This window comes from Rahnella inusitata (genome assembly GCF_965118895.1).
Taxonomy (GTDB): Bacteria; Pseudomonadota; Gammaproteobacteria; order Enterobacterales; family Enterobacteriaceae; genus Rahnella; species Rahnella inusitata_A.
Genome location: NZ_CBCPJJ010000018.1, coordinates 111051 through 135392, shown reverse-complemented (window position 1 = coordinate 135392; position 24342 = coordinate 111051). Strand labels below are relative to the sequence as shown.

25 protein-coding genes are annotated in these 24342 nt (G+C 56.2%); 18 read left to right on the top strand and 7 right to left on the bottom strand.

Translation table 11 applies throughout. The features are described 5' to 3' along the window. Positions 1-10 precede the first annotated feature (10 nt). The 3 genes from ACMHLI_RS15965 to sstT all read left to right on the top strand — a co-directional run bounded on the left by ACMHLI_RS15965 (position 11) and on the right by sstT (position 3370). Positions 11-757: a glutamine amidotransferase gene (locus ACMHLI_RS15965; RefSeq protein ID WP_413530302.1), complete on the top strand. Its 747-nt coding sequence runs from the start codon at positions 11-13 to the stop codon at positions 755-757. 290 nt (positions 758-1047) lie between these two features. Further along, complete coding sequence (locus ACMHLI_RS15960; protein ID WP_413530301.1) at positions 1048-2019, top strand: TerC family protein; 972 nt, start codon at positions 1048-1050, stop codon at positions 2017-2019. 136 nt (positions 2020-2155) lie between these two features. Next, positions 2156-3370 carry a serine/threonine transporter SstT gene (sstT, locus tag ACMHLI_RS15955; RefSeq protein WP_413530300.1) on the top strand — a complete coding sequence of 405 codons (1215 nt, stop codon included), beginning with the start codon at positions 2156-2158 and terminating at the stop codon, positions 3368-3370. Positions 3371-3616: 246 nt separating this feature from the next. Here the strand turns inward: sstT and mgtA are convergent, their stop codons facing one another. Beyond that, positions 3617-6319, bottom strand: coding sequence for a magnesium-translocating P-type ATPase (gene mgtA, locus ACMHLI_RS15950; protein ID WP_413530323.1), 2703 nt, complete (start codon positions 6317-6319; stop codon positions 3617-3619). A gap of 360 nt (positions 6320-6679) precedes the next feature. Here mgtA and treR point away from each other — a divergent pair, with 360 nt between their 5' ends. The 5 genes from treR to nrdG all read left to right on the top strand — a co-directional run bounded on the left by treR (position 6680) and on the right by nrdG (position 13793). Continuing rightward, positions 6680-7630 carry a trehalose operon repressor TreR gene (treR, locus tag ACMHLI_RS15945; RefSeq protein WP_413530299.1) on the top strand — a complete coding sequence of 317 codons (951 nt, stop codon included), beginning with the start codon at positions 6680-6682 and terminating at the stop codon, positions 7628-7630. A 140-nt stretch (positions 7631-7770) separates the two neighbouring features. After that, a complete protein-coding gene (treB, locus tag ACMHLI_RS15940; protein WP_413530298.1) occupies positions 7771-9189 on the top strand; it encodes a PTS trehalose transporter subunit IIBC in 1419 nt (472 codons plus the stop codon). Between the two features lie 22 nt (positions 9190-9211). Further along, complete coding sequence (gene treC / locus ACMHLI_RS15935; RefSeq protein ID WP_413530297.1) at positions 9212-10855, top strand: alpha,alpha-phosphotrehalase; 1644 nt, start codon at positions 9212-9214, stop codon at positions 10853-10855. 330 nt (positions 10856-11185) lie between these two features. Beyond that, positions 11186-13324, top strand: coding sequence for an anaerobic ribonucleoside-triphosphate reductase (gene nrdD, locus ACMHLI_RS15930; protein ID WP_413530322.1), 2139 nt, complete (start codon positions 11186-11188; stop codon positions 13322-13324). A 4-nt stretch (positions 13325-13328) separates the two neighbouring features. Beyond that, entirely contained in the window at positions 13329-13793 is a 465-nt protein-coding gene (gene nrdG / locus ACMHLI_RS15925) for an anaerobic ribonucleoside-triphosphate reductase-activating protein (RefSeq protein WP_413530321.1), read from the top strand. Between the two features lie 44 nt (positions 13794-13837). On the opposite strand, the gene ACMHLI_RS15920 is transcribed toward nrdG, so the two are convergent. Both ACMHLI_RS15920 and ACMHLI_RS15915 read right to left on the bottom strand, forming a co-directional pair. Beyond that, a complete protein-coding gene (locus tag ACMHLI_RS15920) occupies positions 13838-14152 on the bottom strand; it encodes a CcdB family protein (protein ID WP_413530296.1) in 315 nt (104 codons plus the stop codon). Then, positions 14153-14314: a type II toxin-antitoxin system CcdA family antitoxin gene (locus tag ACMHLI_RS15915; RefSeq protein WP_413530295.1), complete on the bottom strand. Its 162-nt coding sequence runs from the start codon at positions 14312-14314 to the stop codon at positions 14153-14155. Between the two features lie 266 nt (positions 14315-14580). Between ACMHLI_RS15915 and phnF the strand changes: the two genes are divergently transcribed. The 9 genes from phnF to phnN are packed head-to-tail and all read left to right on the top strand — an operon-like array spanning position 14581 to position 21526. Then, entirely contained in the window at positions 14581-15306 is a 726-nt protein-coding gene (phnF, locus tag ACMHLI_RS15910; RefSeq protein ID WP_413530294.1) for a phosphonate metabolism transcriptional regulator PhnF, read from the top strand. Then, positions 15307-15750 (top strand): phosphonate C-P lyase system protein PhnG, encoded by a 444-nt coding sequence (gene phnG / locus ACMHLI_RS15905; protein ID WP_413530293.1) that lies wholly within the window; start codon positions 15307-15309, stop codon positions 15748-15750. Between the two features lie 3 nt (positions 15751-15753). Then, on the top strand, positions 15754-16335 hold the full coding sequence (gene phnH / locus ACMHLI_RS15900) for a phosphonate C-P lyase system protein PhnH (RefSeq protein ID WP_413530292.1): 582 nt from the start codon (positions 15754-15756) through the stop codon (positions 16333-16335). Then, complete coding sequence (locus ACMHLI_RS15895) at positions 16335-17417, top strand: carbon-phosphorus lyase complex subunit PhnI (RefSeq protein WP_413530291.1); 1083 nt, start codon at positions 16335-16337, stop codon at positions 17415-17417. Before phnH ends, ACMHLI_RS15895 begins: the two co-directional genes overlap by 1 nt. Beyond that, positions 17407-18285 (top strand): alpha-D-ribose 1-methylphosphonate 5-phosphate C-P-lyase PhnJ, encoded by an 879-nt coding sequence (locus ACMHLI_RS15890; RefSeq protein ID WP_413530290.1) that lies wholly within the window; start codon positions 17407-17409, stop codon positions 18283-18285. The genes ACMHLI_RS15895 and ACMHLI_RS15890 overlap by 11 nt, the downstream gene beginning before the upstream one ends. Beyond that, a complete protein-coding gene (gene phnK / locus ACMHLI_RS15885; RefSeq protein ID WP_413530289.1) occupies positions 18282-19073 on the top strand; it encodes a phosphonate C-P lyase system protein PhnK in 792 nt (263 codons plus the stop codon). The genes ACMHLI_RS15890 and phnK overlap by 4 nt, the downstream gene beginning before the upstream one ends. Before the next feature lie 28 nt (positions 19074-19101). Beyond that, the gene (phnL, locus tag ACMHLI_RS15880; RefSeq protein ID WP_413530288.1) at positions 19102-19809 is read left to right on the top strand and encodes a phosphonate C-P lyase system protein PhnL; all 708 of its coding nucleotides are present in this window, start codon (positions 19102-19104) and stop codon (positions 19807-19809) included. Continuing rightward, positions 19806-20942 (top strand): alpha-D-ribose 1-methylphosphonate 5-triphosphate diphosphatase, encoded by a 1137-nt coding sequence (gene phnM, locus ACMHLI_RS15875; protein ID WP_413530287.1) that lies wholly within the window; start codon positions 19806-19808, stop codon positions 20940-20942. Before phnL ends, phnM begins: the two co-directional genes overlap by 4 nt. An 11-nt stretch (positions 20943-20953) precedes the next feature. Beyond that, the gene (phnN, locus tag ACMHLI_RS15870; protein ID WP_413530286.1) at positions 20954-21526 is read left to right on the top strand and encodes a ribose 1,5-bisphosphokinase; all 573 of its coding nucleotides are present in this window, start codon (positions 20954-20956) and stop codon (positions 21524-21526) included. A 119-nt stretch (positions 21527-21645) separates the two neighbouring features. Here phnN and ACMHLI_RS15865 read toward each other — a convergent pair whose 3' ends face one another. Together ACMHLI_RS15865 and ACMHLI_RS15860 are read right to left on the bottom strand one after the other, a co-directional pair. Continuing rightward, positions 21646-22287, bottom strand: a complete 642-nt coding sequence (locus ACMHLI_RS15865; RefSeq protein WP_413530285.1) for a hypothetical protein — start codon at positions 22285-22287, stop codon at positions 21646-21648. 86 nt (positions 22288-22373) lie between these two features. Continuing rightward, positions 22374-22826, bottom strand: a complete 453-nt coding sequence (locus ACMHLI_RS15860) for a YhbP family protein (protein WP_413530284.1) — start codon at positions 22824-22826, stop codon at positions 22374-22376. Between the two features lie 116 nt (positions 22827-22942). On the opposite strand from ACMHLI_RS15860, the gene ACMHLI_RS15855 reads away from it, so the two are divergent. After that, positions 22943-23257, top strand: coding sequence for a GIY-YIG nuclease family protein (locus ACMHLI_RS15855; protein WP_413530283.1), 315 nt, complete (start codon positions 22943-22945; stop codon positions 23255-23257). Positions 23258-23285: 28 nt separating this feature from the next. Here the strand turns inward: ACMHLI_RS15855 and ACMHLI_RS15850 are convergent, their stop codons facing one another. Together ACMHLI_RS15850 and ubiT are read right to left on the bottom strand one after the other, a co-directional pair. Beyond that, complete coding sequence (locus tag ACMHLI_RS15850) at positions 23286-23789, bottom strand: GNAT family N-acetyltransferase (protein ID WP_413530282.1); 504 nt, start codon at positions 23787-23789, stop codon at positions 23286-23288. After that, positions 23783-24304 carry a ubiquinone anaerobic biosynthesis accessory factor UbiT gene (ubiT, locus tag ACMHLI_RS15845; RefSeq protein ID WP_413530281.1) on the bottom strand — a complete coding sequence of 174 codons (522 nt, stop codon included), beginning with the start codon at positions 24302-24304 and terminating at the stop codon, positions 23783-23785. Before ubiT ends, ACMHLI_RS15850 begins: the two co-directional genes overlap by 7 nt. Between the last annotated feature and the right edge of the window lie 38 nt (positions 24305-24342).

The window sequence follows — 24342 nt, the reverse complement described above, 5'->3', positions numbered from 1 at the left end:
GGAGTCACAGATGACTGCACCCAGCCTGAAGCCGTTGTTGATTTTGCAGACCGGTCACGCACCAGAGCCCATCCGTCGTGCGCACGATAATTTCCCGCAGATGTTTATCCGTCAGGGCGATATCGATCCGCAGCAGGTGGTGATTGTCGATTTACAGGCCGGTGAGCGCCCGCTGCCGCCGGATCAGTATTGCGGAGCCATTATTACCGGTTCACGCAGCATGGTGACCGAACACCTCGCGTGGAGCGAGGAAGCCGCAGACTGGGTACGTCTGGGCATGTTGCAGGAATTGCCGATGTTTGGCGCGTGCTACGGGCATCAGCTGATGGCCTACGCGCTGGGCGGCGAAGTGGATTACCATCCGCAGGGCATTGAAGTCGGCACTCACGACATCACGCTGACGCCCGCCGGACATCTCGATCCGCTGGTATCGCAACTGCCAGCGCAGTTCGCCGCGAATCTTATCCATCTGCAAACCGTGGTGACGCCTCCGGCGACCGCGACGGTACTGGCGAAAACGCTGCACGATCCACATCAGATCCTGCGCTACGGCCCGAACGCCATCAGCACACAGTTCCATCCTGAATTCAGTCTGGCGGTGATGAAAACTTATCTGTCGTGGCTAGGCTCGATCGCCGAAGATGACAGCGTGGACTTTGCCCATCAGGCTCATCAACTTAGCGAAACGCCGCTCAGTCAGGGATTGCTGCTGGCCTTCGTCGGGGCGCTGGGTAAGCGTCAGGCGCTGGCGGGTTAATGTGCAAAGATATGTCAAAATGTTGACACCAGTAACACTTTGAATTAATTTTCAAACTGCAAAGGGGAGTAACTTCTTCGTCGGATAATCGTCATTACGGTGCCTGGACAAGCGTTAAAACGCCGTCTCAGCCACCCGGTTACCGGGGCAACACTGATTCATCTAATGAATGCTTCAGAGTTGTAAGTGAGACCTTGCCGGAAGGCGAGGTTTGCTTATAGCTCAGAGAGAGCGGCTAACGTCTTCCGACGCTGGCCGTTTTTTTTGATGTTTTTTCGGAGGATAACGTAATGATGAATTCAGTGGGCAACCCGATGTTGTGGGGCGCGTTTGCTGTGGTGGTGGTGATTATGCTCGCCTTCGACCTGCTGTTGCAGGGGCGCAAAGGTGCGCAGGTCATGACCATGAAAAGCGCAGCCATCTGGTCCCTGGTGTGGATTGGCCTGTCGCTGCTGTTTAACTTTGGTTTCTGGTGGTATCTCAACGGCGAAATGGGTCGTGAAGTGGCGGATGCGCAGGCGACGATGTTCCTGACCGGTTATCTGCTGGAAAAAGCGCTGGCGGTGGATAACGTCTTCGTCTGGCTGATCCTGTTCAGTTATTTCTCTATCCCGGCAAATCTGCAACGTCGCGTACTGATCTACGGCGTACTGGGTGCGATCGTTCTGCGTACCGGTATGATTTTCGCCGGCAGCTGGCTGGTGGGTCAGTTCAGCTGGATCCTGTACGTATTCGGCGCGTTCCTGCTGTTTACCGGCATCAAGATGGCGCTGACCAAAGAAGACGACGGCGAAGTCGGTGAGAAACCGATGATCCGCTGGCTGCGCAGTAAAATGCGGATGACCGATGAATTGCATGGAGAGAAATTCTTCGTGCGCCGCAACGGTATTCTGTTCGCAACGCCGTTGCTGCTGGTGCTTATCATGGTCGAACTGAGTGACGTCATTTTCGCCGTCGACAGCATCCCGGCAATCTTTGCCGTGACCACCGATCCGTTCATCGTGCTGACGTCTAACCTGTTTGCGATCCTCGGCCTGCGAGCGATGTACTTCCTGCTGGCTGGCGTGGCGGAACGTTTCTCGATGCTGAAATACGGTCTGGCGGTGATACTTATTTTCATCGGTATCAAGATGCTGTTGCTCGACGTGTTCCACATTCCGGTGGCCGTATCGCTCGGGGTGATCGCCTCGATTCTGGTTATTACTTTGCTGATCAATACGTGGGTGAACTACCGGACAGACCACGCAAAATCTCAAAAATAAGCGGGCATCGCTCGCAGAATGATTCTTTGCAACGGACGCCTCATGGCGTCCGTTATTTTTTAGACTAAATTCTGCTAGTCTCCTGCTTCATCGTTCAGGACAAGAACGGTGAATACTCATAAAAAGGAAAAATAGTATGCATACACAATCCTCTCCGTCATTTCTGAAACGATTTATCGACAGCAGTCTGGTCATGCAAATCCTCGTCGGTCTGATCGCCGGTATTGCACTCGCCGCGTTGGCTCCCGAAGCAGCAAAAACCGCGGGTCTGCTCGGCAGCCTGTTCGTTGGTGCATTGAAAGCCTTTGCACCGCTGCTGGTGCTGGTACTGGTGACCGCCTCCATTACTAATCACCCCAAAGGCAAAAAAACCCAACTCGGACCGATCCTGTTCCTGTATCTGTTCGGCACGTTCTCTGCGGCGCTGATAGCCGTAGTGGTCAGCTTTATGTTCCCGTCTACGTTGGATCTGAAAGTAGCGAATGTCGAAATCACCCCGCCGGGCGGCATTGCCGAGGTGCTTAAAGGGTTGATCATGAGCATTGTCTCTAACCCGTTCCGGGCACTGATCGACGCCAATTACATCGGCATTCTGGCCTGGGCGATTGGTCTGGGACTGGCGCTGCGTCATGCGGCAGACACGACCAAAACGCTGGTCACCGATGTGTCACTGGCGGTCACTAAAATCGTTCGTGTGGTGATCCGCTTTGCGCCATTAGGGATTTTCGGTCTGGTGGCTGAAACACTGGCCACCAGCGGATTTGGTGCTCTGTACGATTATGCCCATCTGCTGGTGGTGCTGATTGGCTGTATGCTGCTGGTTGCGCTGGTGTTTAATCCGCTGATCGTACTGGTGAAAACGCGTCGTAACCCTTATCCGCTGGTGTTTGCCTGCCTGCGTGAAAGCGGCGTCACGGCATTCTTCACCCGCAGTTCAGCAGCCAACATTCCTGTGAACATGAATTTGTGCCGCAAGCTGGGGCTGGATGAAGATACCTATTCCGTGTCGATTCCGCTGGGTGCAACCATCAACATGGCCGGTGCGGCGATCACTATCACCGTGCTGACGCTGGCAGCGGTGACCACACTCGGTATTGAAGTGGATATTCTGACCGCGCTGCTGTTGAGCGTGATGGCGGCGGTGTGTGCCTGTGGCGCATCCGGCGTGGCGGGCGGTTCGCTGTTGCTGATCCCGATGGCGTGCAGCCTGTTTGGTATTCCGAATGACATCGCCATGCAGGTGGTCGCCGTCGGCTTTATTATCGGGATTTTACAGGATTCGGCAGAAACGGCGCTGAACTCCTCTACCGACGTACTGTTCACGGCGGCGGCCTGTCAGAAGCCAGCATAACCTGAATCTTCAGCGCATCCATGATGCACCAGTTTGCTGATCGGTGTGGCCAGAGCGGAAGCGGTGAGAAAAAGCGACGAAGCAAGAAGGATACGGCGGAAAGGCAATAATATCGGTGAAATTCCGTTGATAAACCAGCATCTCAGATGAATGAAATACAAAGGAATAACCATAGTCTCTGGTGAAAAAAGGCGGTGACTGACTTAACAATCACCGCCTTTATCATTCATGCTTAATGCAAAAAAATTACTGCCAGCCGTAGCGGCGCACGAACCAGCCTTTAACGCACTGGGTCAGCACCATGTAGCCCGCCAGAATCGCGATCAACCACGGGAAGTAGCTCAGCGGCAGCGCCTGCAATTGCAGGAATCCGGCGACCGGCGAGTAAATCAGCGCGATGCCGGTGACCACCACCATCAGCGTCATGATGCACAGCGGCCATGAAGCGCGGCTCTGGATGAACGGCACTTTGCGGGTGCGGATCATGTGGACGATCAGCGTCTGCGACAGCAGCCCTTCGATAAACCAGCCGGACTGAAACAATGTCTGCGCTTCAACAGTATTGGCTTTAAACACCCACCACATCAGGCTGAAGGTCAGAATGTCGAACACGGAGCTTATCGGCCCGAAGAACACCATAAAGCGACCAATATCACCGGCGTTCCAGCGCTGCGGTTTCGCCAGCTGCTCTTCGTCGACGTTATCAAACGGGATCGCTACCTGAGACACATCGTAAATCAGGTTCTGAATTAACAGATGCAGCGGCAACATCGGCAGGAATGGCAGGAAGGCGCTGGCGACCAGCACGCTGAACACGTTACCAAAGTTGGAGCTGGCGGTCATTTTTATATATTTCAGCATATTAGCGAAGGTTCTGCGCCCTTCCGTCACACCCTGCTCCAGCACCATCAGGCTTTTTTCCAGCAGAATAATGTCCGCCGCTTCTTTAGCGATGTCCACCGCTGAATCTACCGAGATCCCGATATCCGCCGCCCGCAGTGCAGGCGCATCGTTGATACCGTCACCCATGAATCCGACCACGTGCCCTTCACCGCGCAGCACCCGCACAATGCGTTCTTTGTGCATCGGGGTCAGTTTGGCGAATACCGTGGTTTCACGGGCGACGCGCAGCAGCTGCACGTCATCCAGTTCATCGATATCACTGCCGATCAGCACCGTATCGACTTTGAGGCCGACGTCTTTGCAGACTTTACGCGCGACCAGCGGGTTATCGCCGGTCAGAATTTTGACGGTCACGCCTTTACGCTGTAACGCTGCCAGCGCCGGAGCGGTGCTCTCTTTTGGCGGATCGAGGAACGCGATATATCCGGCCAGAATCAAACTGGATTCATCGGGTACGCCATAACCCACCGTGCGCGCAGGCATCACTTTGTGCGCGACGGCCACCACGCGCAGCCCCTGCTGATTGAGATCGTCAGTGATGCGGCGGATCCGCGTCAGCAGCGCATCGGTCAGCGGCACAATCTCGCCGTTAAGCTGCACCAGCGTACAAATCGACAGCATCTCTTCCAGCGCGCCTTTGCAGATCAGCCGATGGTTCTGATCGTTCTCGGCGACCACCACGGACATGCGGCGGCGGTCGAAATCGAACGGGATCTCATCCACTTTCAGCGAGTTATGCGCGGTCGCGATATCCCCCGCATCCAGCACCGCCACATCGAGCAGGTTTTTCAGGCCGGTCTGATAATGGCTGTTCAGCCACGCCAGATGCAGCACGTCGTCACTGGTCACGCCGAGTACGTCGGTGTGGCGTTCCAGCACAATTTTGTCCTGCGTCAGCGTACCGGTTTTATCGGTGCAGAGAATATCCATCGCGCCAAAGTTCTGAATCGCGTCCAGACGCTTGACGATCACTTTCTGACGGGACAGTTTCACCGCGCCTTTCGCCAGCGTGGAGGTGACAATCATCGGCAGCATTTCCGGCGTCAGCCCGACCGCCACGGAGAGCGCAAACAGCGCCGCCTCCCACCAGTCGCCTTTGGTGTAGCCGTTGATGACCAGCACCACCGGCGTCATCACCATCATAAAGCGGATCAGCAGCCAGCTGACTTTGCTGATCCCGGCCTGAAATGCGTTCGGCTGGGTATCTTCCTGCACTACGCGCTCGGCGAGCTGGCCGAACCAGGTTTTGCTGCCGGTGGCGATCACCATCGCGATCGCCGTACCGCTGACCACGTTGGTGCCCATAAAGCACAGCGTGTTGAGTTCCAGCGGGTCGTTAGCGATGGGTTTCTTTTCGCAGGCGTGTTTTTCCACCGGCAGGGATTCGCCGGTCAGCGCCGCCTGGCTGATAAACAGATCCTTGGCGGAAAGAATGCGCAGATCCGCCGGGATCATATCCCCCGCCGAGAGTTTGATCAGGTCGCCCGGCACCAGCTGGCTGATGGCGATTTCCACCGTTTCGCTGCGCCCGGTTTGCGCGTCGCTGCGCAGTACGGTGGCGGTGTTGCTGACCATCGCTTTCAGCGCATCGGCGGCTTTGTTGGAGCGTGCTTCCTGGATGAAGTGCATGAAGGTGGAAATAAACACCATCGCGCCAATCACCAGCGCCGCTGTCAGATCGTCGGTGGCATAAGACACCAGACCGAGCACGGTCAGCAGCAGGTTGAACGGATTGCGGTAGCAGTGCCACAGATGCAGCCACCACGGCGCTGGCTGTTGATCGCCGGTCTGATTCAGGCCGGAAACTTCACGAATGGCGTCTGCCTCCGGTCCGGTCAACCCTTCGGGATGACTGCCAAATTGCAGGTACAGTTGGTCTTCGGTGGCGCGGGCGCAGGCCTGACAATGCGCGGCCATCGCAGCAGGCACGGCCTGTGCGGCGCGGACTGACACGTTTTCGAGCATCGGATCGCGGCGGACTAAGCGGCGCGGTAAATTACGGCTGAGCGCGCTGAGCAGCCGGGAAGTGAAATTTTTGAACATGATTCGCACCTTTGTTGCGTCCACGGCAAAGCTGCCCGGACATGGCAAAAGGGTTTACAAAAACGGAGCGAACGAAAGACGTGCGCCACCGCTTACCTGATAACTTTTAACGTCACGGTAAGCAGTAGCAAAAATGCGGGTGCTTACCGGATCACAACGGACCTACTGAATTGGGGTCGGGTTCCATGGGTTTTCACCTCCGGTAAGGAACGGTTTGGAAATTCATACGCATCGGGCAGGAAAATCCGTTAGGGTATCGGTTCGCTATTGCGCAACTTCGATATTTGAGCGGAGTATACGCCTGTGAACTGCAACCATTTTTAAACCTGATCAACTTAACCATACAAAATAATTATACAAACCATGCAAAATCGCCTGACCATCAATGATATTGCCCGCCTGAGCGGCGTGGGGAAATCCACGGTTTCCCGCGTGTTAAATAACGAAGGCAACGTCAGCCCGCAGACCCGTGAGCGGGTGTTGCAGGTGATTGAGCAGGAGCATTTCAGCCCGTCGAAATCAGCGCGGGCGATGCGCGGGTTCAGCGATAAAATCGTGGCGATCATCGTCTCGCGCCTTGATTCTCCCTCAGAAAATCAGGCGGTACGCGCCATGCTGCCACTTTTTTATCAGCAAGGTTATGACCCGATCGTACTGGAAAGCCAGTTCAGCGCCGAGCGGGTGAAAGAGCATTTGCAGGTACTGAAGCAGCGTAATATCGACGGCGTGGTGCTGTTTGGTTTTACCGGTTTATCCGCGCAGATGCTGACGCCGTGGAAAGATAAACTGGTGATGCTGGCGCGTGAGATGCCGGGCTTATCTTCGGTATGCTACGACGATGCGGGCGCGGTGCAGTTGCTGATGCAAAAGCTGCTGGCACAAAATATCCGCTCCATCGGCTTTATCGGCGTGTCACCCCATGACACCACCACCGGCCAGAAGCGCAGCCAGGCCTATCAGGCATTCTGCGACGAACACGGCCTGACGCCGCATCTGGTGCTCGGTGAGCTGACCTATCAGAGCGGTTTCGACTTGCTGCCGCAGTTGCTGGAAACCCGCATTGAAGCGGTGATCTGCGCCTCTGATACCATCGCCATCGGCGCACAAAAATATCTGCAACAACAGCAGATCACCGGCGTGCAGGTGTGCGGCATCGGCAACAACCCGCTTCTGCATTTCCTTTTTCCCGAATCTTGTTCCGTCGAGCTCGGCTACGGCGCGGGCGGCGAGGCGGCGGCAAAACAATTACTGGCGCAACTCGACGGCTCAGCGACCTTAAAACAGCTGACTATTCCTGGAAAACTGGCGGTCTGACCCCCTTCCCTGAGTATTGAAAAACAGAAACTTTGTGATCGTCCCGGCAAAACCGGGAACGTTCCCAGACAAGTTCCCATCGCCTTCGCTATGCTTTAGCCGTTCCCTACACCGGCATTTAAAAACAAGAAGGTTTTTTCATGAGCAAAGTAAAGCAACAGGATATTGATCGCCTGATCGCCCTCGTCGGCGGCAGCGACAATATCGCGATGGTGACTCACTGCATTACGCGTCTTCGTTTTGTCCTCAATGATCCATCGAAAGCCGATCCGAAAGGGCTGGAAACGTTGCCGATGGTCAAAGGGTGCTTCACCAATGCCGGTCAGTTTCAGGTGGTCATTGGCCCGGAAGTGGACGATTACTATAAAGTGCTGATCGCCAGCACCGGCAAAAGCGAAGCCGGTAAAGAGCAGGCCAAAGTCGCCGCGCGCCAGAACATGAGCTGGTTCGAGCGCGGGATTTCGCACTTCGCTGAAATCTTCTTCCCGCTGTTGCCGGCGCTTATCAGCGGCGGTTTGATCCTCGGCTTCCGCAACGTTATCGGCGATATCCCGATGAGCGGCGGTCAGACACTGGCGCAGATGCATCCGATGTGGCAGTCCATTTACGACTTCCTGTGGCTGCTCGGCGAAGCGATCTTCATGTTCCTACCGGTGGCGGTGTGCTGGTCTACGGTGCGCAAAATGGGCGGCACTGAAATCCTCGGTATCGTCCTCGGCATTACGCTGGTCTCCCCGCAGCTGATGAACTCCTACAACCTCGGCCAGCAAATTCCTGAAGTGTGGAATTTCGGCTGGTTCACCATCGAAAAAGTCGGTTATCAGGCGCAGGTGATTCCTTCCGTGCTGGCGGGTATGGCGCTGGCAATGATCGAAAATGGCATCAAACGCATCGTGCCGAATTACCTGTATCTGGTGATTGTGCCGGTGACGTCACTGCTGATTGCCGTCTTCCTCGCGCATACGCTGATCGGGCCATTTGGCCGCATGATCGGCGACGGTGTGGCGTTCGCGGTGAAATTCGTGATGACCGGCAGCCTCGCGCCGGTCGGTGCCGCGCTGTTTGGTTTCCTCTACGCGCCGCTGGTTATCACCGGTGTTCATCAGACCACGCTGGCCATCGACATGCAGATGGTACAAAGCACTGGCGGTACGCCGGTCTGGCCGCTGATTGCCCTTTCCAACATTGCGCAGGCCGCTGCCGTGGTTGGCGTGATTATCGTCAGCAGAAAACACAATGAACGCGAGATTTCCGTGCCTGCGGCCATTTCCGCGTTCCTCGGCGTGACTGAACCGGCGATGTACGGGATCAACCTGAAATACCGCTTCCCGATGCTGTGCGCAATGATCGGCTCGGCGATCGCCGGACTGATTTGCGGGCTGAGCGGCGTGATCGCTAACGGCATCGGCGTCGGCGGTCTGCCGGGCATTTTGTCCATCAAACCGCAGTTCTGGAGTATTTATGCGGTGGCAATGCTGGTGGCCATTGTCGTGCCGATTGTACTGACCGTGTTGGTTTACAAGCGCAAAGCGCGTCGCGGTGAACTGGCAGTGGTGTAAGACATCCAAAAAGGAAAATGGAATGAACAACGCATTACCGTGGTGGAAAAACGGCGTGATTTACCAGATTTACCCGAAGAGTTTTCAGGACACCACCGGCAGCGGCACCGGCGATATCAACGGCATCACGCAGCGGTTGGATTATCTGAAAACGCTGGGCGTCGATGCCCTGTGGCTGACGCCGATGTACCTGTCGCCGCAAATTGATAACGGCTACGACGTCGCCGATTACTGCGCGATCGACCCGGCTTACGGCACGCTGGAAGACTTCGAGCGCCTGACCGCCGAAGCGCACCAGCGCGGAATACGCATCGTCATGGATATGGTGTTCAATCACACCTCCACTCACCATGAATGGTTTCGCCAGTCACAGGATCCGGGCAGTGCGTTCCGCCCGTTTTATATCTGGCGGGATGGTGCAACCGAAGGGGGTCCGCCGAATAACTGGCGCTCAAAATTCGGCGGCGGCGCGTGGCAGTGGCACGAAGAGAGCGGGCAATATTATCTGCATCTGTTCGCCACTGAACAGGCGGATCTCAACTGGGAATACCCGCCGGTGCGCGAGGCACTGAAACAGGTCTGTCAGTTCTGGGCAGATAAAGGCGTCGACGGGCTGAGACTGGACGTCATCAATCTGGTCTCGAAACAGCAAGATTTCCCCGCTGATGAGACCGGCGATGGCCGCCGTTTTTACACCGACGGCCCGCGTATTCACGAATTTTTGCAGGAATTCAGCCGCGACGTATTCAAGCCATTGGGACTGATGACGGTCGGTGAAATGTCTTCCACTCAACTGGAACACTGCCGCCGCTACGCCGCCAACGACGGCAGCGAACTGTCGATGACGTTTAATTTCCATCACCTGAAAGTCGATTACCCGAACGGTGAAAAATGGACAGACGCGCCGCCGGATTACGTTCAGCTCAAGCAGATTTTCCGCGAATGGCAGCAGGGAATGCATGGCCACGCATGGAACGCGCTGTTCTGGTGTAATCACGATCAGCCGCGCATTGTGTCGCGTTTCGGTGATGAAGGCGCACTGCGCACCACCTCCGCCAAGATGCTGGCAATGGTGCTGCACGGGTTGCAGGGCACGCCGTATATTTATCAGGGCGAAGAAATCGGCATGACCAATCCGGGTTTTAAACATCTCGAGCAGTACCGCGATGTGGAAAGCCTGAATATGTTCGCCGAGCTGAAAAGTGACGGGCGCAGCAACGAGGAACTGTTGCGCATCTTAGCGCGCAAATCCCGTGATAACAGCCGCACCCCGATGCAATGGAACGCCGGGCCGCAGGCAGGGTTTACTTCCGGCACGCCGTGGATTTCAGTCAGCCACAATGCAGAAGAGATCAATACGGAACAGGCGCTGGCGGACAGAGATTCTGTGTTTTATCTCTACCAGCAACTGATCAAGCTACGCAAAACCATGCCGGTGCTGACCGACGGCGATTATCAGGACTTGCTGGCGGAACATCCGCAGTTATGGTGCTATTCACGCACGGCGAACGGCCAGACGCTGCGCGTTGTTGCCAATCTGAGCGCGCAGGAACAGACGCTCAGCCTGCCGGAATTTACGGGTAAGACGCTGCTGAGTAATTACGCCGCAGCCCCGCTTTCCGGCCGCCTTCGTCCTTACGAATGTGCCTGGATACTGGCTGAATAGTCTGAAAAAACTCTCAAAACCGGGCACCCTGCCCGGTCTTTTTTATGCATATCCTTTAAAAACAACAGGCAAAATTCAGGCCAGAATTTACATTTGGTCACGGTTTCTTCCGACGAAAAAATTCTTTGTTCCCGGTCAATAAAACGAGAATTAACGCTCGCGCCATTCCTATATGTAGTGTGTATAGTACACACCCAACCCAATATATAGCGATTTCACGCAAAACCCGCACAACAGGCCCGCAGGCCTTGCGGGGCGCGGAGTGCGCTCAAAAGGAGTGTCATTGTGAAGGCAGACAGACTCGGATCCATTCCCGCCAGTTCCACTAAAATGCAGCCCATCGTCATCAAGCGGGATGGTTGTCAGGTCCCTTTCGATGAAGTTCTGATCAAACAAGCGGTTCAGCGCGCCGCCATTGCCGCTGGCATCGACAGCGCGGAGTATTGCGGGCAGGTTGCGCGCATTGTGGCTGAAAATCTGCAAGACCAGAAGCGCGTCGATATCCACGAAATTCAGGATGCGGTAGAAAACCAGCTGATGGCTGGCCCGTATAAAAAACTGGCGCGCGCCTATATCGAATATCGCCACGATCGCGACGTCAAACGTGAAATGCGCGGACGCCTGAATCAGGAAATTCGTGGTCTGGTTGAGCAAAGCAACATGGCGCTGCTCAATGAAAATGCCAACAAAGACAGTAAAGTGATCCCGACGCAGCGTGATTTGCTGGCCGGTATCGTTGCCAAGCATTATGCCAAACAGCATATTTTGCCGCGTGAAGTGGTGCTGGCGCATGAGCGCGGTGAAATCCACTATCATGATCTCGACTATTCGCCATTCTTCCCGATGTTCAACTGTATGCTGATCGACCTTAAAGGCATGCTCAATCACGGTTTCAAAATGGGAAATGCCGAAATTGACACGCCGAAGTCAATTTCCACCGCCACCGCCGTGACCGCGCAAATCATCGCGCAGGTTGCCAGCCACATTTATGGCGGCACCACCATCAACCGTATCGACGAAGTGCTGGCCCCGTTTGTTACGTCCAGCTACGAAAAACACCGGGCAATCGCGCAGGAATGGCAGGTCGCCGACGTCGAGGCTTTCGCCCACAGCCGCACCGAAAAAGAGTGTTATGACGCCTTCCAGTCGCTGGAATATGAAGTCAACACGCTGCATACCGCCAATGGCCAGACGCCTTTCGTCACCTTCGGCTTCGGTCTCGGCACCTCGTGGGAATCGCGCCTGATCCAGCAATCCATTCTGCGCAACCGCATTGCCGGGCTGGGTAAAAATCGTAAAACCGCCGTGTTCCCGAAACTGGTATTCGCCATTCGTGACGGGTTGAATCACAAAGCCGGTGACGCCAACTACGACATCAAACAGCTGGCACTGGAATGCGCCAGCAAGCGCATGTATCCGGACATTCTGAATTACGATCAGGTGGTGAAAGTCACCGGCTCCTTCAAAACACCCATGGGCTGCCGCAGCTTCCTCGGCGTGTACGAAGAAAACGGTGAGATGATCCACGAAGGCCGCAACAATATCGGTGTGATCAGCCTGAACCTGCCGCGCATCGCGCTGGAAGCAAAACAGGATGAAGCCGCGTTCTGGAAATTGCTCGACGAGCGTTTGCTGCTGGCGAAAAAAGCCCTGATGACCCGCATTGCGCGCCTGGAAGGTATCAAAGCCCGCGTTGCACCGATTCTGTATATGGAAGGCGCGTGCGGCGTGCGTTTGAAAGCCGACGACGATATTTCCGGCATCTTCAAAAATGGCCGCGCGTCGATTTCCCTGGGCTACATTGGCGTGCATGAAACTATCAATGCGCTGTTTGGCAATCAGACGCATGTCTTCGACGCCAGCCAGCTGCGCGAAAAAGCCGAAGCGATTGTCGGCCGCCTGAAAGACGCGACCGAAAGCTGGAAAGACGAAACCGGCTACGGATTTAGCCTCTACAGCACACCGAGCGAAAATCTGTGCGACCGTTTCTGCCGCCTGGATAAAGCCGAATTCGGGCTGGTGGCGGGCGTGACTGACAAAGGTTACTACACCAACAGCTTCCATCTGGACGTCGAGAAGAAAGTGAATCCGTACGAAAAACTCGACTTCGAAGCGCCGTATCCCCCGCTAAGCAACGGTGGTTTTATCTGTTACGGCGAGTATCCGAACCTGCAACACAACCTGAAAGCGCTGGAAGATGTGTGGGATTACAGTTACACCCGCGTGCCGTATTACGGCACCAACACGCCAATCGATGAATGCTACGACTGCGGCTACACCGGCGAATTCGAGTGCACCAGCAAAGGCTTTACCTGCCCGAAATGCGGCAACCACGAGCCTTCACGTGTGTCCGTCACCCGCCGCGTGTGCGGTTATCTCGGCAGCCCGGACGCACGTCCGTTCAACGCCGGTAAGCAGGAAGAAGTGAAGCGCCGCGTGAAACATTTAGGCAATGGTCAACTGGGCTGAGACGTTGAATTTCCATCAATATTACCCGATCGATGTCGTTAACGGGCCAGGAACGCGCTGCGTGCTGTTCGTTTCCGGCTGCGTCCACGAATGCCGCGGGTGCTACAACAAAAGCACCTGGCGGCTGGACTCAGGCAAGCCTTTTACGCAGGCAGATGAAGACCGGATCATCGCCGATCTGCAAAACACGGTGATCCCGCGTCAGGGTCTAACGCTCTCCGGCGGCGATCCGCTGCATCCGCAAAACCTGTCGGCGATCCGCCAGCTGCTGTTACGGGTGCAGGCCGAGTGTCCGGGCAAAGACGTGTGGATGTGGACCGGTTACACTCTTGGCGAACTGACCGCTGATCAACAGGAAGCGATCGCGCTCATCAACGTGCTGGTCGACGGCAAATTTGTGCAGGAGTTGAAAGACCCGTCGCTCATCTGGCGCGGCAGCGACAATCAGGTGATTCATTACCTGAGATAAAAAGTTTGTGTCAATCAGAGGGGAAGCGCTTCCCCTCGATGCTTTTAAATTCCATTCAGTAAAAAATCGAAGGCATTTTTCACTTCATAGATTTCACCCTCCAGCTGTTTGATGCATTTACCAATTTCTTGCGGCGGAATTCCGCCAGGAATATGCGTCATCAATACATAATGTTTGTGCTGAATTTTGAGCAATGGACAAAGCTTTTTGGGCGGTTGCATGCTCATTTTAGCGAGTGGAACAAGGGGCACCATTATCGCGTTACCGTATCCACTCGCAGCAGGATGAAGAACATTCAGCAACAAAGGATAGGCGCTTTTCCTTCTCCCCCTGTTTTCATAAATACCGTAGTGCTCCATTCATAACTTCCGCGGCGGATGCGTCAGAGTTCCATGTTTTTCCACATATTTTTTAATCGCCTCAAGCCCAGCACGATTCTCCCTACGCCATTTTTCAATCGCTGTTTCCTGATCAGGCTGTTCTCCTGACATTTTAAAATCCATCTTCTTTTCTCCAGACATAATGATTCCTTTTACGTGATTTCGTATAAAAAACAAACTACTTGAAGTCAGTTTATTCCTTACCCGTTATTCCGTAAATCCCCACATCACATCTCTGCGAGACATCTTCCAACTCTTCACCTCCCTGCAATCTGACCTTCACCCAACTGTCATTAAGCTGCGCCAACATGATGCCAACGCCCTGCTGAGGTTTGCATCATGTCCTGCTCCCCTTCAACAAAATTCACTGCCACTGCCCGTTTATTCCGTGCGAGGTATTCATTGTGATGAACTTATCTAGACATCCGACCAGTCACACCACTGTGTATCAGCAAATTGCTGCCGAGCTGGAACAGGAGCTGCGTAACGGTTACCGCTGCGGCGACTATCTGCCACCGGAACAACAGCTTGCCGAACGTTTTCAGGTGAACCGCCATACGCTGCGTCGCGCGGTAGATGAGCTGGTCGATCGCGGCTGGCTACAGCGCCGTCAGGGAATTGGCACGCTGGTGCTGATGCGCCCTTACGATTACCCACTGCATTCGCAGGCAAGGTTCAGCCAAAACCTGCTCGATCAGGGGAGTCACCCGACCAGCGAACGTTTGCTGGCAGTGCTGCGACCTTGTACCGATCACGTGGCGACAGCGCTGTCACGGCAGGAAGGCGACACGGTTATCCACCTGCGCACCTTACGCCGCGTTAATGGCGTACCGGTCTGCGTGATTGACCACTACCTGCCAGATCTCGACTGGTGGCCTGCGCTGCAAAACTTCCACAGCGGCTCGCTGCACGATTTTATCCGCGAAGAAATTAAGCAAAAACTCAGCCGCCGCACCACCCGCATTAACGCCCGTCGTGCGCTGGCGAAAGAGAGCAAATTACTCGAAATCGTGCCGCAGGCACCGCTGCTGTGTGTGCGTACTCTTAACATTCGTGAAGGCAGCGACACGGTGGCGGAATACTCCGTCAGCCTGACCCGCGCCGACATGATCGAACTGACCATGGAGCACTGAATGGATCACCTGCAAACCCGCCAGCGCTGGATGTCGGTGCTGGCTCACAGCCGCCCCGACGAACTGCTCGCGCACTGGCAGCCGTTGAATTTATCCCCGCAGTTTGAACGCATACGCGCTGCTGAAACCGGTCTGACACAGCTTCAGGGCCGCATGGGCGGCACCGGGAAACGTTTCGTGATGGGCGATATGACCGTCACCCGCGCGGTGATCCAGATGGAAGGCGGCGTTTATGGTTACAGCTACATCGCCGGTCGTAATAAGCCCCACGCCGAACTGTGCGCGGTGATCGACGCCCTGCTGCAAATACAAGGCATGGACGAGCTGCTGCATAAACGGATCATTGCCCCGCTGGCGGCCATACAGCAGGAGCGCCGCGAGCTGCGCGCCCGTGAAGTGGCTGCCAGTCGCGTCGATTTCTTTACCCTGGTTCGCGGAGAATAATTCATGTCACTTGTTGCCAGTTTTCAAAATCCTGTTGCCGATGCGCAATACAGTTTCCGTCGTATTCTCAAAGCGTTGAGCGAACCTGGCGTCTGCATTCAGTTGCCGGCTATGCAGGGATTTGGCGCGCTCGGTTCCGCCAGCGCCTGCATATTGTTAACGCTTATCGATCAGGATACGCCGCTGTGGCTCAGTGCCTCGCTCGACGATGAAATCCTGCGTAAAAACCTGCGCTTTCACACCGGCGCAGTGCTGACCGACAATCCTGCCGCCGTCAGTTTTGCTCTCGCCGATCCGGCGCTAGACAGCGCCACCTTGCTGGCCTTTCCCTGCGGGGATGAGATGTCGCCGGAGCTGGCGACCAGCGTGATCGTTCAGCTCGCTGGCCTGACCGGCGGCACTTCCTTGCGTCTTTCCGGCCCCGGTATCGAAAGTAGCCGGACTATTTCCCCACAGTTGCCGGACGCCGTGCGTGATTATCTGACCCGCCGCCCTCACCGCTTCCCGCTGGGACTGGACTTTATGTTCACCTGCGGCGAAGAAATGATTGCCATACCGCGCACCACGCGCGTGGAGGTGTGCTGATGTACGTCGCTGTGAAAGGGGGCGAAAAGGCGATAGCCGCCGCCCATCAGTTGCTGGCGTGCGAACGCCGTGGCAATCCGCAAGTGGATGAACTGGGCTGTGAACAGATCGAACAACAGCTGGGTCTGGCAGTCGATCGCGTGATGAGCGAAGGCGGAATTTACGACCGCGAACTGGCGGCGCTGGCGATTAAGCAGTCCGGCGGCGATCTGGTCGAAGCCATTTTCCTGCTGCGCGCTTATCGCACCACCCTGCCGCGTCTGGCAACCAGCGAGCCGCTCGATACCGCCGCGATGCGCCTCGAGCGCCGTATCTCAGCCGTCTACAAAGATTTGCCAGGCGGCCAGTTGCTCGGGCCGACCTACGATTACACCCACCGGCTGCTGGATTTTGCATTGCTGGCCGAGGGCGAAGCACCGTTTACGCCGATTGCCGACGAAGCTCAGCCGGAAAACTGCGGCCACGTGTTTGATTTGCTGACGCAGCAACAGCTGGCGATTGAGGAACAAGACAACGGCGCAGAGCCGGAAGACATTACCCGCACGCCGCCGGTGTTTCCGGCCTCCCGCGCGGCGCGTCTGCAACAGCTGGTGCGAGGAGACGAAGGCTTTCTGCTGGCGCTGAGTTATTCCACGCAGCGCGGCTATGGCCGCACGCATCCGTTCGCCGGGGAAATCCGTACCGGCTGGCTGACGGTGGAAATCGTGCCCGAAGAGCTGGGCTTCGTGATTGATATCGGCGAAATCCTGCTGACCGAATGCGAGATGGTGAACGGGTTTGTCGCACCAGAGGATAAGCCGCCGCACTTTACGCGCGGCTACGGCCTGGTGTTTGGCCGCGCCGAACGCAAGGCGATGTCGATGTCGCTGATCGACCGCGCTTTGCAAACCCGCGAGCACAACGAACTGATCACAAGCCCCGCGCAGGATGAAGAATTCGTGCTCTCACACGCCGATAACGTCGAAGCTGCCGGTTTCGTTTCGCACCTCAAGCTGCCGCACTATGTCGATTTTCAGGCAGAGCTGGAACTGCTGAAACGCCTGCGCGCCGCAAGAAAACAGGACTACGCCAATGAACAATAATTCAGCGCAAACGATCACCGGCTATAACCACGGGTATCTCGACGAGCAGACCAAACGCATGATCCGCCGTGGGATCCTCAAAGCCGTGGCGATCCCCGGCTATCAGGTACCCTTCGCCGGGCGTGAAATGCCAATGCCTTACGGTTGGGGCACAGGCGGGATTCAGCTCACCGCCAGCGTGATCGGCGAAAAAGACGTGCTGAAAGTGATCGACCAGGGCGCAGATGACACCACGAACGCCGTGTCGATCCGCAAATTCTTCCAGAGCGTCGCGGGCGTGAAAACCACGGAGAAAACCGTCGATGCCAGCCTGATTCAGACCCGCCACCGCATTCCGGAAACGCCGCTTCAGGAAGATCAGATCCTGATTTATCAGGTGCCGATCCCCGAGCCGCTGCGCTTTATCGAACCGCGTGAAACTGAGACCCGCAAAATGCATGCGCTCGAGGAGTACGGCGTGATGCAGGTGAAATTGTACGAGGACATCGCGCGTTTCGGGCACATCGCCACCACCTACGCCTATCCGGTGAAAGTGAACGACCGCTATGTGATGGATCCCTCGCCGATCCCGAAATTTGATAATCCGAAAATGCACATGATGCCTGCGTTGCAGCTGTTCGGTGCCGGGCGCGAAAAACGCATTTATGCCCTGCCGCCGTTCACTAAAGTCGAAAGTCTGGACTTCGACGATCACCCGTTCACCGTCCAGCAATGGGACGAACCTTGCGCCATCTGCGGTTCGCGCCACAGCTATCTCGACGAAGTGGTGCTCGACGATCAGGGCAACCGCATGTTCGTCTGCTCAGACACTGATTTCTGCGCTCAGCAAGTTGAGCAACAGGCTTCCAACGAGGTTAACCGCCAATGACTACGCCATTACATCTCACCGCTGAGCCGCTGCTGTCGGTGAATAACCTGACTCACCTGTATGCGCCGGGCAAAGGCTTTTGCGATGTGTCATTCAATTTGTATCCGGGCGAAGTGCTGGGCATTGTCGGCGAATCCGGTTCGGGCAAAACCACGCTATTGCAGTCGATTTCAGCGAGGCTCGCACCGCAGCAGGGAAGCGTCATTTATAACAACGGTCAGACACCGGCGCAGTCGCTGTATGACATGGCCGAAAGCGATCGCCGCCGTTTGCTGCGCACCGACTGGGGCGTGGTGCATCAGCATCCGATGGACGGCCTGCGCCGTCAGGTGTCGGCGGGCGGCAATATCGGCGAACGCCTGATGGCGGTCGGTGAGCGGCATTACGGCGATATCCGCCAGAAGGCCAGCCAGTGGCTGGAAGATGTCGAGATCCCGGTGTCGCGCATTGATGACCTGCCGACCACGTTTTCCGGCGGCATGCAGCAGCGTCTGCAAATCGCCCGCAATCTGGTGACGCATCCGCGTCTGGTGTTTATGGATGAGCCGACCGGCGGGCTGGATGTGTCCGTTCAGGCACGGTTGCTGGACTTATTGCGCACACTGGTGGTGGAAATGCAGCTGGCGGTGGTGATTGTCACCCACGATTTGGGCGTCGCACGCTTACTGGCGCACCGTTTGTTAGTGATGAAACAGGGTCAGGTGGTGGAAAGTGGATTAACCGACCGCGTGCTCGACGATCCGCATCATCCTTACACTCAGCTTTTAGTGTCTTCCGTGCTTTCCTAAACTTCATTCCAGAGAAAGAGTGACCAAAATGACGACGAAGCTCAGGGTCGAAAATCTCAGTAAAACCTTTGTTCTGCATAACCAGAACAGCGCCAGATTACCTGTTTTCAGTAATGCCAGCCTGACGGTAGATGCCGGGGAATGCGTGGTGCTGCACGGCCATTCTGGCAGCGGGAAATCCACGTTATTACGCTCGCTCTACGGCAATTATCTGCCGGACAGCGGGCAGATTTGGGTCGAACATCAGGGCCAGAAAATCGATATGGTCAGCGCCGAAGCGCGTGAGATCCTGGCGGTGCGTCGCCACACCGTAGGCTGGGTCAGTCAGTTTCTGCGAGTGATCCCGCGCATCAGCGCACTGAATCTGGTGATGCAGCCGCTGTTGGAGCTTGGCGTGGAGAAAGCCCAAAGCCAAGCCCGCGCCAGCGCCCTGCTGACACATCTCAACGTGCCGGAACGTTTGTGGCATCTCGCGCCCTCGACGTTTTCAGGCGGCGAGCAGCAGCGCGTAAATATCGCCCGCGGTTTTGTGGTCGATTATCCGGTGCTGTTGCTCGATGAACCGACTGCCTCACTCGATGCCACCAACCGCGCCGCCGTGGTAACGCTGATCGAACAGGCGAAACAGCGCGGTGCGGCAGTGGTCGGCATTTTCCATGATGCCGATGTGCGCGAACGCGTTGCCGATCGCCTGTATGAAATGAACCCCGAAACCGCCCCGGAGATGTCCGCATGATCATCAATAACGTCAAACTGGTGCTCGACAGTCAAATCGTCGAAGGATCGCTGGAGATGCAAAACGGCGTGATCAGCGCCTTTGCCGACACCAGGAGTCAACTACCGCAGGCGCTGGATGCTCAGGGCGGCTGGCTGATGCCAGGTTTTATCGAGCTGCACACCGACAATCTGGATAAGTTTTTCACGCCGCGCCCGAAAGTCGACTGGCCTGCCCACTCGGCCATGAGCAGTCACGATGCGCTGATGATCGCCAGCGGTATTACCACGGTACTGGACGCGGTGGCGGTCGGAGACGTGCGCGACGGCGGGCACCGTCTGGATAATTTGCAAAAGATGATCAACGCCATCGTCAACAGTCAGAATGCCGGGCTGAACCGCGCCGAGCATCGTTTACATTTGCGCTGCGAGCTGCCGCACAACACCACGCTGCCACTGTTCGAACAGTTAATGGACACCCCTGTGCTGTCGCTGGTTTCCCTGATGGATCATTCGCCGGGCCAGCGCCAGTTCTCCACGCCGCAGAAATACCGCGAGTATTATCAGGGCAAATACCACATGAATGACGCGCAAATGGATGAATTCCAGGAGGAGCAGATCGCGCTGTCACGCCGCTGGGCGCAGCCCAATCGTGAAGCGATTGCCGCCCATTGCCGCGCGCGCAATATTTCACTGGCCAGCCATGATGATGCGACTACCGCACACGTCGAGGAATCGCTGGCGCTCGGCAGCGTGATCGCTGAGTTCCCGACGACCGAGGAAGCGGCACGCGCCTCACACGCCAACGGTTTGCAGGTGCTGATGGGCGCACCGAATATCGTGCGCGGCGGCTCGCATTCCGGCAACGTCGCGGCGCATCAGCTGGCGTCGCTCGGGCTGCTGGATATTTTGTCTTCCGACTATTATCCCGCCAGCCTGCTCGACGCCGTGTTCCGCATCGCCGGTGATGAAAGCAATGCGTTCAGCCTGCCGCAGGCGGTAAAGCTGGTCACGCGCAATCCGGCCAACGCGCTGGGTTTGCAGGATCGCGGCGAAATCGCCGAAGGCAAACGCGCAGATCTGGTGCTGGCACGGGCGCATGGCGATCATCACTATGTGCAAAACGTCTGGCGTCAGGGCATTCAGGTGTTTTAAACGGAGGCGTGATGAGTCGTTTACTTTATCTGATGGGCGCATCCGGGTCAGGGAAAGACAGTCTGCTGGAGGCCCTGCGTCGGGAGTTACCGGCGGGCGTGGCGGTGGCGCATCGTTATATTACGCGCGCCGCTGACGCCGGTTGCGAGAATCATATCGCGCTGAGCGAAGCCGAATTTATCCAACGCCAGCAGCAGGGCTTGTTCGCGCTGCAATGGCAGGCGCATGAGTGCCGCTACGGCGTCGGAATTGAAATCGACAGCTGGATGCAGCTCGGTTGTCAGGTGGTGGTGAACGGTTCACGGGCGCATCTGGAAAGCGCCCGCCAGCGTTACGGCACGCTCTTGCTGCCGGTCTGTTTGCAGGTGTCCGAGGCGGTGCTGGCGGAGCGTCTGACCCGGCGCGGACGCGAAGACGTCATGCAGATCGCCTGTCGTCTGCGTCGTGCGAGAGAGTATGACAACGCACTGCCGTCAGGGTGTCAGCGGCTGAACAACGACGGCGAATTACAGGACACGCTGAGAGCCTTACGGGAGTTACTGAGTAGACAGAAGAAAACGCACGGGGAAATGCAGGAGAGCTGAAAAGGAAGGGGCAAATTTTGCTTTTTTGTCCCTACCCTATCACAGAGATCCTGACTGCGGATCAACGACGTTGCACCGGCATAGGGGAAATGCGATCCGATTCAACATCTTATTCAGGGTTAACGCTCTTCAATACTGGCAGCGATCTGATCGGACTCCAGCACCGTGATGCCGCCCAACCCGGCGTTAAACGCCTGTTCCTGCAACGCTTTCGCCACAATATCGGAATCAATCGCTTTCAGTTTACCCGGCAGAAGTTTAAACAGCGGCGCGCTAAGTTGTTCGAGCAAACGCGGCGGATGGCGTTTGCCCACCAGCAGTGATGGCCGGACCAGCGTCAGCAGCGGCCAGCCCTGCTGCATCAGCGCCTGTTCCATTTCCCCTTTGGTACGGTTGTAGAGAAAACGCGAAGTGGCATCGGCCCCGTGAGCGCTGACCGCCAGACAATGGCGGGCACCGAGTTCCCGGGCAGCTTTGGCACTGTCGACCACCAGATCGTAATCCACGGCCCGAAACGCCGCCGCGCTTCCCGCCTGCTTTCGTGTGGTGCCGAGGCAGCAAAACAGCAAATCGATCGGTTCATCCAGCGCGACAACTAAAGAAGTCAGGTTCGCTCCCAGCGGATTGACCACTTTGCTGCCCGGCGGCAACGGACGTCGGCTTGGCGCAACGATGCGACTGACGCGCGGATCGAGCTGTAGCAGGCGTAACAGTTCGCGCCCGACCAGACCACTTCCACCAAGAAGAAGAACTTTTGCCATATCACTTCCTTTTAAAAAACGGCGTTTCATATTGAGATATTTGAGTGTTACCTGATTGTTAAAGTAGCGCCATAAGACATATCTTGTTACGGATGTTTGTCAGACACCACCCGATCCCACAGCAGCTTTTTCCCGAAGCCGAGTGCGTTATCGGTCATTTTGATGTGATTGAGTTTCAGCCGCCAAACTGGCGCTTTCATCGCGACGGCGATGGGGAAATGCGTGCAGTAAAGCGCGCGCGCGAGATGCTCTTCCTCGCCGGTCAGCACCGTGGCTTCTCCGCGATACTGAATGCCTTTAATTAACGCGATTGTTTTCGGATGCGGGGCAATGGTGCCGACCACCTGCGGGGATTTCGCCATCAGCGTGCCGTGCAGAGTTTTCAGCTCGGTCATGAAATACAGCGACAGGTTTTCTGCATCAGTGACGTAAAAGCAGTTGGCGCTCCACATTTCGCCATCGGCGACGGCACACAGCGCCAGTACGTGATTTTTATTGAGAAACTTCAGGATGTGTTTCAGATCGTCGGGGTTATTCATTAACGGTGCCCTTGCCATTCTTTGCGCACAGTGTAACGCGCCAGTTTGCGTTTTTACGTCACTCCTTTGTGCTCTTCGGGTAAACTTACGCAAATTTTGCCAAACGCAACGAGCATATGTCTGTCGCACCGAACTGGTATTTATACATGTTAAGAACCCCGACCGGCGCGCTATACACCGGCATCACCACCGACGTGGCCCGGCGTATGGGAGAACATCAGTGCGGAAAAGGGGCGAAAGCGCTGCGTGGAAAAGGCGAGTTACAGCTGGCGTTTCACTGTGCGGCGGGTGACCGCTCGCTGGCGTCAAAGCTGGAGCTGAAAGTGAAAAAGCTGAGTAAAGCGCAGAAGGAGTTGCTGGTGAAAGCCGCGCCGCAATCGCTGGAATGTTATCTGGGATGGCCGGAAAGCGGGAGTCTGGAAGAAAGCTAACGGGCCTGAAAACAGGCCCGTGGGGAAATCATAACCGGTTGAACGCAGGAGGGAAAACCACTTCTCCGCTGGCATTAGTCAGCGCGTCATCGGTCAGCGTGAACAGCTGGAAAGTGCCTTCAGCGCCCGACCAGCGGCAATGCAGATCATGCGCCGCGGCCGGTTTAAAACCGAAACGACCGTAATAGGCAGGGTCGCCCTGCACCACCACCGCGGCGTAACCGAATTCATTCAGAGAATCTAACCCTTCGTAAATGAGCTTTTCGCCAAGCCCCTGACGGCGCAGAGAGTCTTCCACCGCCAGCGGTGCCAGCCCGACCCAGTTGCGATCTTCGCCCTGAATATCGACCGGGCAAAACGCGACGTAACCGACCACGCCGCCTTCGTCATCGGTTGCTACAACGCCCAGCGTCAGTAGGCCGTCTTCGCGCAGTTCCTGCACCAGATCGGCTTCCGCGCCCGTCGGGAAAGCGGAACGCAGAAGACGGTCAATGCCTGCTGCATCAACAGGAATTTCAGTTCGGATTAACATGGTTCAGCTACCGGAGCTTGCGGCTCACGGTCCTCCTGCATACCCGCTTCGACAAAATCGGCCAGACGTAACAAGCCGTTCTTTAGCAGCACAGGCATGGTATCAAGATCGATAGAATCCATCAGATTCTTCACATACAGACCGAGTTCGGTGTCGCCCTCAATGCGCAGACGGCGCTGGAAGAACAGCGTGTCCGGATCTTCTTTACGGGCAGCGATCAGGATCAGATCGTTGGCGTAACCGCTGAAACTGACATCGGCCACGCCTTCTTCGCGGATCACCAGTTTTCCGGCTTCCACCGACATCTGCCAGCTCAGGCTGAGGTCGGAGACATCAATTTTTAACCAGCGGTTGTCCAAAAAATCCAGTTCACCGTCGGCCAGCGCCTGACGTAGCTGCCAGCTCAACACCTGCTGCAAAACCTGACGCCGAAGCGCGAAAGGGGTGAATTTTAAAGGCACACTTAACAGGGATGGCCCCTGGCGAACCATACGTGCACGTAGTTTTTGCAACACTGGCACTACTCCTTTCGGTAACTTTTTAGGCAACTCTC

Bases quoted from the DNA above. Each gene is read 5' to 3' on its own strand.
- ACMHLI_RS15890 (WP_413530290.1), top strand. From the start codon at position 17,407: ATGAACAATAATTCAGCGCAAACGATCACCGGCTATAACCACGGGTAT.
- ACMHLI_RS15850 (WP_413530282.1), bottom strand. From the start codon at position 23,789: ATGTTAATCCGAACTGAAATTCCTGTTGATGCAGCAGGCATTGACCGT.
- treB (WP_413530298.1), top strand. From the start codon at position 7,771: ATGAGCAAAGTAAAGCAACAGGATATTGATCGCCTGATCGCCCTCGTC.
- phnH (WP_413530292.1), top strand. From the start codon at position 15,754: ATGTCACTTGTTGCCAGTTTTCAAAATCCTGTTGCCGATGCGCAATAC.
- nrdD (WP_413530322.1), top strand. From the start codon at position 11,186: ATGCAGCCCATCGTCATCAAGCGGGATGGTTGTCAGGTCCCTTTCGAT.
- ACMHLI_RS15920 (WP_413530296.1), bottom strand. From the start codon at position 14,152: ATGGAGCACTACGGTATTTATGAAAACAGGGGGAGAAGGAAAAGCGCC.
- ACMHLI_RS15855 (WP_413530283.1), top strand. From the start codon at position 22,943: ATGTCTGTCGCACCGAACTGGTATTTATACATGTTAAGAACCCCGACC.
- phnM (WP_413530287.1), top strand. From the start codon at position 19,806: ATGATCATCAATAACGTCAAACTGGTGCTCGACAGTCAAATCGTCGAA.
- ACMHLI_RS15860 (WP_413530284.1), bottom strand. From the start codon at position 22,826: ATGAATAACCCCGACGATCTGAAACACATCCTGAAGTTTCTCAATAAA.
- ACMHLI_RS15915 (WP_413530295.1), bottom strand. From the start codon at position 14,314: ATGTCTGGAGAAAAGAAGATGGATTTTAAAATGTCAGGAGAACAGCCT.
- sstT (WP_413530300.1), top strand. From the start codon at position 2,156: ATGCATACACAATCCTCTCCGTCATTTCTGAAACGATTTATCGACAGC.
- ACMHLI_RS15865 (WP_413530285.1), bottom strand. From the start codon at position 22,287: ATGGCAAAAGTTCTTCTTCTTGGTGGAAGTGGTCTGGTCGGGCGCGAA.
- phnL (WP_413530288.1), top strand. From the start codon at position 19,102: ATGACGACGAAGCTCAGGGTCGAAAATCTCAGTAAAACCTTTGTTCTG.
- ACMHLI_RS15895 (WP_413530291.1), top strand. From the start codon at position 16,335: ATGTACGTCGCTGTGAAAGGGGGCGAAAAGGCGATAGCCGCCGCCCAT.
- treC (WP_413530297.1), top strand. From the start codon at position 9,212: ATGAACAACGCATTACCGTGGTGGAAAAACGGCGTGATTTACCAGATT.
- phnG (WP_413530293.1), top strand. From the start codon at position 15,307: ATGGATCACCTGCAAACCCGCCAGCGCTGGATGTCGGTGCTGGCTCAC.
- ACMHLI_RS15960 (WP_413530301.1), top strand. From the start codon at position 1,048: ATGATGAATTCAGTGGGCAACCCGATGTTGTGGGGCGCGTTTGCTGTG.
- phnK (WP_413530289.1), top strand. From the start codon at position 18,282: ATGACTACGCCATTACATCTCACCGCTGAGCCGCTGCTGTCGGTGAAT.
- treR (WP_413530299.1), top strand. From the start codon at position 6,680: ATGCAAAATCGCCTGACCATCAATGATATTGCCCGCCTGAGCGGCGTG.
- phnF (WP_413530294.1), top strand. From the start codon at position 14,581: ATGAACTTATCTAGACATCCGACCAGTCACACCACTGTGTATCAGCAA.
- ACMHLI_RS15965 (WP_413530302.1), top strand. From the start codon at position 11: ATGACTGCACCCAGCCTGAAGCCGTTGTTGATTTTGCAGACCGGTCAC.
- phnN (WP_413530286.1), top strand. From the start codon at position 20,954: ATGAGTCGTTTACTTTATCTGATGGGCGCATCCGGGTCAGGGAAAGAC.